The 9,502-nt window shown below is 78.3% G+C and carries 3 protein-coding genes; all 3 read left to right on the top strand.

What is annotated here, in order from left to right; genetic code table 11:
* Positions 1-3,573 (top strand): SDR family NAD(P)-dependent oxidoreductase (locus tag AB0469_RS40655; RefSeq protein ID WP_366456649.1); only part of this gene is annotated, 3,573 nt, incomplete at its 5' end.
* Positions 3,570-9,248, top strand: coding sequence for an SDR family NAD(P)-dependent oxidoreductase (locus tag AB0469_RS40650; RefSeq protein ID WP_366456648.1), 5,679 nt, complete (start codon positions 3,570-3,572; stop codon positions 9,246-9,248). The genes AB0469_RS40655 and AB0469_RS40650, both read left to right, overlap by 4 nt.
* 31 nt (positions 9,249-9,279) lie before the next feature.
* Positions 9,280-9,502 (top strand): polyketide synthase docking domain-containing protein (locus AB0469_RS40645; RefSeq protein ID WP_366456647.1); only part of this gene is annotated, 223 nt, incomplete at its 3' end.

Genomic DNA, 9,502 nt, shown 5'->3' with positions numbered 1-9,502 from the left:
GGGCCGTCCAGCACGGTCGTCGCCGGTGACGCGGATGCCGTGGCGGCGTTCGTGGCGGAGGCGCAGGCGGAGGGGATCCGGGCGCGTCAGGTGCCCGTCGACTACGCCTCGCACTCGGCGCACGTGGAGCGCATCGAGGCCGAGCTGCTGGAAGTGTTGGGGCCGATCGTCCCGCGCCGGCCCGAGGTTCCCTTCTACTCGACCGTGACCGCTGAGCTGGTCGACACGGCCGCGCTCGACGCCGCGTACTGGTACCGCAACCTGCGCCGGCCGGTCCGCTTCGAGGAGACGGTCGAGCTGCTGCTCGGCGAGGGCTACGGGACGTTCGTCGAGTCCAGCGCCCACCCCGTCCTCACCATCGGCGTCCAGGAGACGGCCGAAGCCGCCGGGGCGGCCGTGCACGCCGTCGGCTCCCTGCGCCGAGAGGAGGGCGGTCTCCAGCGGTTCCTGACCTCCGCCGCCGAGCTGTTCGTCCGGGGCGCGGACATCGACTGGGCCTCCCTCTTCGAGGGCACCGGCGCCCGCCGCGTCCCGCTGCCGACGTACGCCTTCCAGCGGACGCACTACTGGGCGCCCACCTCCCCCGCCGGTGTGGGCGACGCCGCGGCCGCCCGGTTCGGGATGGCCTGGGAGACCCACCCGCTGCTGGGCGGTGCGCTGCCGCTGGCCGACACCGGCGAGACGGTGTTCGCCGGGCGGGTCTCCCTCGCCGACCACCCGTGGATCGCCGACCACGCCGTCTCCGGACGCACTCTGCTGCCCGGTACCGCCTTCGTCGAGCTCGCGCTCCACGCCGCCGCCGCGACCGGCAGCGGCGGCCTGGAGGAACTCGGGCTGGAGGCCCCGCTCGTGCTGCCGCGCCGCGGAGCCGTCCAGCTCCAGGTGCGGGTCCGGCCGGCCGACGCGAGCGGCTGCCGCGCACTGACCCTGCACTCCCGCGCCGAGGACGGGGACGCCGCCTGGACCCGGCACGGCACCGCGACGCTCACCCCGGCCGCCGGCCGGCCCGGGCCCGCCCCGGCCGCCTGGGCGGACGGGGCCGCCTGGCCGCCGGCCGGCGCCGAACGCGTCGAAGCCGAGGACGTGTACGCCCGCTTCTCCGACCTCGGCTACGAGTACGGGGAGGCGTTCGCCGGCATCGGGTCGGTCTGGCGCCGCCACGGCGAGGTCTTCGCCGAGGTCCGCCTGCCCGCCCGGGTCCGGGCCGACGCGGCGGACTACGGGGTGCACCCCGCCCTGCTCGACGCCGCGCTCCAGCCCTGGCTGGCCGGTGGACTCCTCGACGTCCCCGACGGTTCCGTCCTGCTGCCGTTCGCCTGGCAGGGGGCCACGCTGCACGCGGCGGGCGCGGACGCCCTGCGCGTCCGCATCGCCCGCGCCGGCGAGGGCGCGGTCTCCCTGGAGGCCGTGGACCCCGCCGGGGCGCCCGTACTGGTCCTCGACGCCCTCGTGATGCGCCCCGTCGCCCGCGAGCGCCTCGACGCGCTGCTCGGCGCGGCCGACACCGGACTCCCGCTCTACCGGATCGACTGGCGGGACACCGCCGCCCCCGCCACCGGTGAGGGCCGCGGCTCGGTACGGATCGCCGTGGCCGGGGCCGACCCGCTCGGGGTGGCCCGGGCCGCCGGGGCCGAGGTCCACCCGGACCTGGGGGCGCTGTGCGCCGCCCCGGAGGCGGACGGACCCGTCCCGGACGCCGTCGTCGTGGAGTTCCCGGCCGGTGCGGCCGGTGCCGCAACCGGTGGCTCGCCCGCGCCCGAGGCGGTGCGGGAGACCCTCGCCCGGGGGCTGGACCTGCTCCGTTCCTGGCTCGCGCAGGACGCGCGGTACGACGGGACCCGCCTGGTCGTGCTCACGCAGGGCGCCGTGGCCACCCGGCCCGGGGAGGCGCTGCCCGGGCTGGCGGCCGCCGGACTGTGGGGGCTCGTGCGCTCCGCGCAGAACGAGCACCCCGGCCGGTTCGTCCTCGTCGACACCGACGGCACCGAGGCCTCGGCGGCCGCACTGGCCGGGGCCCTCGCCGACGGCGCTCCGCAGCTCGCGCTCCGCGACGGCGAGGTCCGCACCCCCGTCCTGGCCCGCCCGGACACCGACGCGCGGCCCGCGGCGGCCGCCGCCTTCGACCCCGAAGGGACCGTGCTGGTCACCGGGGCCACCGGCACCCTCGGCCGGCTCTTCGCCCGCCACCTCGTCACCGCGTACGGCGTGCGGAGGCTGCTGCTCGTCAGCCGCAGCGGGCCCGCCGCCGCCGGGGCGGCCGAGCTCGAACGGGAACTGACCGCGCTGGGCGCCCACGTCGAGATCACCGCGTGCGACACGGGTCACCGGTCCGCACTGGAAGCACTGCTCTCGGGGATCCCGGCCGCACACCCGCTGACCGCCGTCGTCCACGCGGCGGGCGTCCTCGACGACGGCGCCCTCACCGCCCTCGACGCCGGCCGACTGGACACCGTCCTGCGGCCCAAGGCGGACGCCGCCCTGCACCTGCACGAACTGACCGCCCACCTGCCCCTGTCCGCGTTCGTCCTGTTCTCCGGCGCAGCCGGCCTCCTCGGCCGCCCCGGCCAGGCCAACTACGCCGCCGCGAACACCTTCGTCGACGCCCTCGCCCAGCACCGCCGGGCCGCGGGACTGCCCGCCGTCTCCCTGGCCTGGGGCCTGTGGGGCGAGGCCACCGGAATGACCGGGCACCTCTCCGGGACCGACCTGCGCCGCATGCGGCGCTCCGGCCTCGCGCCGATGGACGGCGAACAGGGCCTCGCCCTCTTCGACCGGGCCCTCGCCGCCCCCGCCGGCCGCGCCGACGAGGCCCTGTTCGTCCCGCTCCGCCTCGACGTCCCCGCCCTGCGCCGGGAGCAGGCCGCGCACGGCCGCGAGGCCGTACCCGTCCTGCTGCGCGCGCTGGTCCCGGACACCGCGGCCGCGCCGCGCGCCGCCCGTCCCGGCGGCGCCCCCGCGGCCCCGGCGGGCGCCGCGGCCCCCGCCGAGAACGCGGCAGGGGCCCTCGCGGACCGGCTGGCCGGCCTCGACGGGGCCGCCCGGAGCCGGGAACTGCTCGCGCTCGTACGGGCCGAGGTGGCCGGGGTCCTCGGCCTCTCCGGCCCCGGGGCCGTCGACCCCGCACGGCCGTTCCGCGAGGCCGGCTTCGACTCCCTGACCGCCGTCGAGCTGCGCAACCGGCTGGCCGCCGCCACCGGACTGCGGTTCGCCGCCACCGTCGTCTTCGACCACCCCACCGCGCAGGCCCTCGCCGAGCACATCGGCGGGGAACTGCACACCGCCGCGTCCGGCGGCCGGGAGGCCGGCGAGGCGGCCCTCGCCGGGCTCGCCGCCCTGGAGGCCGCCCTCGCGGTCCTCACCGCCGACGACATCCGCCGCGAGACCGTGCACCGCCGGCTCACCGGCCTCGTCGCCGCCCTGGCCGGTCCCGCCGCAGACGGCCGCCCCGACGGCCCGCCCGCGGACCCGGCCGGCGCGGCGTCCGGCCTCCCGGCCCCGGCCGCGGCCACCGACGCGCTGCTGGCGTCGGCCGACGACGAGGAACTTTTCGCCTTCATCGAGGAGCAGTTGTGACGGACACCGCCCCCGCCCCCGCCGCCGGCGCCTCCGACAACTCGGCGAAGATCCGCGACTACCTCAAGCGGGTCACCGCCGAACTCGTCAGCACCCGCGAACGGCTGCGCACCGTCGAGGAGAGCGCCCGCGAGCCCATCGCGATCGTCTCCATGAGCTGCCGCCTCCCCGGCGGGGCCGACACCCCCGAGGCCCTCTGGCGGCTCCTCGACACCGGCACCGACGCGATCGGCGGCCTGCCCGAGGACCGGGGCTGGGACCTCGAAGCCCTCTACGACCCGGACCCCGACGCCCCCGGCACCAGCTACGCCCGCGAAGGCGGCTTCCTCCACGACTGCGCCGGCTTCGACCCCGAGTTCTTCGGGATCTCCCCGCGCGAGGCCCTCGCCATGGACCCCCAGCAGCGCCTCCTCCTGGAAACCGCCTGGGAGGCGTTCGAACGGGCCGGCCTCGGCCGGGACGCGGTGCGCGACAGCCGCACGGGCGTCTACGCCGGAGTCATGTACGACGACTACGGCGCGCGCGTCCCCCACACCCCCGGCGAGGCCCTCCCCGAAGGACTGGAGGGCTACCTCGTCAACGGCAGCGCGGGCAGCGTCGCGTCCGGGCGGATCTCCTACACCTTCGGGCTGCGCGGTCCGGCCGTCACCGTGGACACGGCCTGCTCCTCGTCCCTGGTGGCCGTCCACCTCGCCGCCCAGGCCCTGCGGGCCGGCGAGTGCGACCTGGCGCTCGCGGGCGGGGCGACCGTACTGTCCACGCCGACCATGCTGATCGACTTCGCGCGCCAGCGCGGGCTCGCCGCCGACGGCCGCTGCAAGGCGTTCTCCGACGCGGCCGACGGCACCGGCTTCGGCGAGGGCGCGGGCATGCTGCTGCTCCAGCGGCTCTCCGACGCGCGCCGTGAGGGACGTACGGTACTGGCCGTCCTGCGCGGCTCCGCCGTCAACCAGGACGGCGGCGGCGCCGGACTGACCGCCCCCAACGGCCCCGCCCAGCAGCGGGTCATCCGCGCCGCCCTGAAGAACGCCGGCCTCACCGCCGACCAGGTCGACGCCGTCGAGGCCCACGGCACCGGCACCGGCCTCGGCGACCCCATCGAGGCGGGCGCCCTCCTCGCCACCTACGGCCGCGCCCGGCCCGCGGACGCCCCGCTGCTGCTGGGCTCGCTCAAGTCCAACATCGGCCACGCGCAGGCCGCCGCCGGGGTCGCGGGCGTCATCAAGACGGTGCTGGCCCTGCGGCACGGGATCCTGCCGAAGACCCTGCACGCCGACACCCCGTCCACCCGCATCGACTGGACCGACGGCGCCGTGGCCCTCCTCACGGAACGCACCCCCTGGCCCGACCGCCCCGACGCCCCGCGCCGCGCGGCCGTCTCCGCCTTCGGCGCGAGCGGCACGAACGCCCACGTCGTCCTGGAAGCCGACGTCCCGCCGGAAGCCGAGCGGGACACCCCGGCCGCCCCGGGCACCGGGGCCGGAGCCGCCACCCCCACCGCCTGGCCGCTGTCCGCGCGGAGCGGACCCGCGCTGCGGGAGCAGGCCCGCCGGCTCGCCGCACACCTGCGGGCCGCGCCCGCCGCGCCCGGCGCCGTGGCCTCCGTACTCGCCCACGGCCGGACCGCCTTCGCCGAACGGGCCGTCGTCCTCGGCGCCGACTCCGGCACCCTGCTGCGCGGGCTCGACTCCCTCGCGCGCGACGAGCGCCCCGACGCCCGGTCCGTCGTCACCGGACGCGCCTCCGACGGACGCCGCACCGCCTTCCTCTTCACCGGGCAGGGCAGCCAGCGCCCCGGCGCCGGCCGGGAGCTGTACGCCGCCGAACCGGTGTTCGCCGCCGCCCTCGACGAGGTCTGCGCCGCCTTCGACCCCCACCTGCCCCGCCCCCTGCGCAGCGTCATGTTCGCCGACCCGGGCACCCCGGACGCCGCACTGCTCGACCGCACGCGGTACACCCAGCCCGCCCTGTTCGCCCTCGGAACCGCCCTGTTCGCCCTCGTCACGGACCGCGGCGTACGGCCCGACGCGGTCGCCGGGCACTCCGTCGGCGAGCTCACCGCCGCCCACGCCGCCGGGGTGCTCTCCCTGCCCGACGCCGCCCGGCTCGTCGCCGCGCGCGGCCGCCTGATGGACGAGCTGCCCGAGGGCGGGGCGATGGCCGCGCTCCAGGCCTCCGAGGAGGAGGTGCTGCCCCTGCTCGCCGGCCGGGTGGCCCGCACCGGCCTCGCCGCCGTCAACGGACCGCAGGCCGTCGTGGTCGCCGGAGATGCCTCCGACGTGGACGAACTGGTCGAGTACTGGAAGAGCCGCGGTCGCGCCGCGAAGCGCCTGACCGTCAGTCACGCCTTCCACTCGCCGCACATGGACGGCATGTTGACACAGTTCGAGGAGATCGCTCGCAGCGTCGAACACCACCCGCCCAGGATTCCTGTCATGTCGAACCTGACCGGACGGCTCGCCGACGGCGACGCCCTGCGCACCGCGGACCACTGGGTCCGCCATGCGCGCAGGCCCGTACGGTTCCTCGACGGGGTGCGCGCCCTGCGCGCCGACGGCATCGACACCTTCCTCGAACTCGGCCCCGACGCCGTCCTCACCGCCATGACCCGCACCGTCCTGGACGCGGAGGAGGAGCCCGCCGACGGCGTGCTCACCGCCGCCGTCATGCGTCGCGGCAAGCCCGAGACGGAGACCTTCGCCCGGGCCGCGGCCGCCGCCCACGTCCACGGCACACCCGTCTCCCTCGCCCCGCGCGCCACCCCGTCCGGCCTCGCCGCCGCCCTGCCCACGTACGCCTTCCAGCGCACCCGGTACTGGCTCGACGCCCCCGCCCGGCAGGCCGCCCCCCTGGCCTCCGCCGGCGTGGACACCGCCGGCCACCCGCTGCTCGCGGCCCGCGTCGAACTCCCCGACGGGCAGGGCGCGGTGTGGACGGCCACCCTGTCCACCGCCACCCACCCCTGGCTCGCCGCACACACCCTCGCCGGGCGCCCCGTCGTCCCCGGCACCGCCCTGCTCGAACTGGCCCTCACCGCCGCCGGTACCGACGGCATCGCGGAGCTGACCTTCGAGAACCCCCTCGTCCTGCCCGACACGGCACCCGTCCGGCTGCGGGTCCACCTCGGCGCCGCCGACACCGACGGCACCCGCCCCGTCCGCGTCGACTCCGCCCCGGCCGCCACCGGCCCCGCCGACTGGACCCCGCACGCCGCCGGCCGCACCGCCGCCCCCGCCGACGCGGACTTCGCCGCCCTCACCGCGGCCGTCTGGCCGCCCGAGGGCGCGGAACCCGTCGCCGTCGACGACGCATACGAGCGCTTCGCCGCCGCCGGCATCGGCTACGGCCCCGCCTTCCAGGGACTGCGGGCCGCCTGGCGGCGCGGCGACGAGGTCTTCGCCACCGTCGCCCTGCGCCCCGAAGAGGCCGCCGAAGCCGCCGCCTACGGCCTCCACCCGGCCCTCCTGGACGCCGCCCTGCACGCCGTCACCGCCGCCCGGCCCGACGCCCACGGCCTCGTCCCGTTCTCCTGGACCGGGGCCAACCTGCACACCCGCGGTGCGGACGCCCTGCGCGTCCGGATCTCCCCGGCCGGCCCCGACGCCTACGCCGTCACCGCCGCCGACCCCCAGGGCCGCCCCGTGTTCGCCGCCGGCTCCCTGGCCCTGCGCCGCGTCGCCGCCGACCGGATCGCCGCCGCGGCCACCGGCCGCACCCCCTTGCTCCGGCCCTCCTGGACCCCGCTCACCGCCGACCCCGGAGCCCCCGCCACAGCCGTCTGGCACCTCCTCGGCACGCCCGCCCCGGCCCTCGCCGACGCCCTCGCCGCCGCCGGCGCGACCGTACGCCCGCACCCCGGCGACCCGGCCACGGCCCTGGACGGCGTCCCCGCCGACGCCCTCCACGCCGTCGCCGACCTGCGCGGCGAGGACGACCCGCAGGCCGTCGGCCGCCGCACGCTCGCCCTCGCCCAGGCCTGGCTCGCCGCCGACCGGCCCGACGGCGCCCGCCTCACCGTCCTCACCCACGGCGCCGTCGACACCGGAACCGGGGCACCCGTCACCGACCCGGCCGCCGCCGTCGCCTGGGGGCTGCTGCGCTCCGGCCGGGCCGAACACCCCGGCCGCTTCGCCCTCGTCGACACCGACGACGACCCCGCCTCGTACGCCGCCCTGCCCGCCGCCCTCACCCGCACCGACCGCGCCGCCGAAGTCGCCGTCCGCGCCGGCACCGTCCACGCCCCCGGCGTCGTACGGGTCCGCGACGGGGCCGCCGCCCCGGTGGCCCTGAACCCCGACGGCACCGTCCTGGTCACCGGCGGCACCGGAGGCCTCGGCTCCGCCGTCGCCCGCCACCTCGTCACGGCACACGGCGTACGCCACCTGCTGCTCACCAGCCGCCGCGGCGCGGACGCCCCCGGGGCCGGGGAACTGGCCGCCGCACTGCGCGCCCTGGGCGCCGAGGTCACCGTCGCCGCCTGCGACGCCGCCGACCGGACCGCCCTCGCCGCGCTCCTCGACCGGATCCCGGCCGGGCACCCCCTCAGCGCGGTGGTGCACACCGCCGGCGTCCTCGACGACGGCCTCCTCACCGCCCAGGACCCGGCCCGCCTCGAAGCCGTGCTGCGGCCCAAGACGGACGCCGTCCGCGTCCTCCACGAACTCACCGCCGCCCTGCCGCTCGACGCGTTCGTGCTGTTCTCCTCCGCCGCCGGACTCCTCGGCAGCGCGGGACAGTCCGCCTACGCGGCCGCCAACGCCCACCTCGACGCCTTCGCCGCCCGGCGCCACGCCCAGGGCCTGCCCGCCGTCTCCCTCGCCTGGGGCCCCTGGGCCGGCGACGGCATGGCCGGCGCCCTGGACGGCGCCGACGCCGCCCGGCTGCGCCGCAGCGGGCTCGTCCCGCTCGGGCAGGACGAGGCCCTCGGCCTCCTCGACGCCGCCCTCGGCAGCGGCCTGCCCGCCGTCCTGCCGCTGCGCCTGGACCCCGCCGCGCCCGGGCTGCCGCCCGTCCTGCGGACGTCCGCGGCCGGCACCGGGCCCGTCACCGGCCGGGCCACCGCCGGGCGGGCGACCGGACCGGCCGAGCCGGCCCGGCGGGCCACCGCCGCCGAGCGGATCACGGGCCTGTCCCGCGCCGACCGCGCGGCGCTGCTGCTGGACCTCGTCCGCACCGAGGTCGCGGCCGTCCTCGGCTTCGCCGGCCCGGCCGACGTCGGCGTGGACCGCAGCTTCCGCGAGGCCGGCTTCGACTCGCTCACCGCCGTGGAACTGCGCAACCGGCTCACCGCCGAGACCGGCCTGCGCCTGACGCCCACCCTCGTCTTCGACCACCCCACCCCCCAAGCCCTCGCCGAACACCTCGACGGCGAACTCCCGGGCGCGGAGGCCGCCGTACTCGCCCTGATCGGGCAGCTCGGCGCGGCGACCGCACAGGCGGCCCTCGACCAGGACGCCCGCCGTGCGGTGGCCGACCGCCTCTCCGCCCTGCTGGCGGACCTCGGCACCGGGCCCGCCCCGGCCGCCGTCCCGCCCGCCGGGAACCCGGCGGGCGGGACGGGCGGCGAAGGCCCGGCCCGGCCCGCCGAGGACCGGGGCAAGGTCACCGAACTGCTCAACTCCGCCTCCGACGACGAACTTTTCCAGCTGCTCGACAGCGGCTTCCGCTCCGTCTGAAGCCCCGCACCGACACCTCCAGGGGAGAGCCGTGTCCGCTCACGACACCAACCAGGACGCCACGGGCAACGAAACCAGGCTCCGCGAGTACCTCCGCCGCGCCATGACCGAGCTCCACGAGACCCAGGCGCGCCTGCGCGAGGTCGAGGAGCGGGGCAGCGAGCCGATCGCGATCGTGGGGATGGCGTGCCGTTTTCCGGGTGGGGTGGTGTCTCCGGAGGGGTTGTGGGACCTGGTGTCCTCGGGGGTGGACG

It is taken from the genome of Streptomyces sp. NPDC093801, assembly GCF_040701585.1.
Lineage (GTDB): Bacteria > Actinomycetota > Actinomycetes > Streptomycetales > Streptomycetaceae > Streptomyces.
This window is presented reverse-complemented; position numbering and strand designations above follow the sequence as displayed.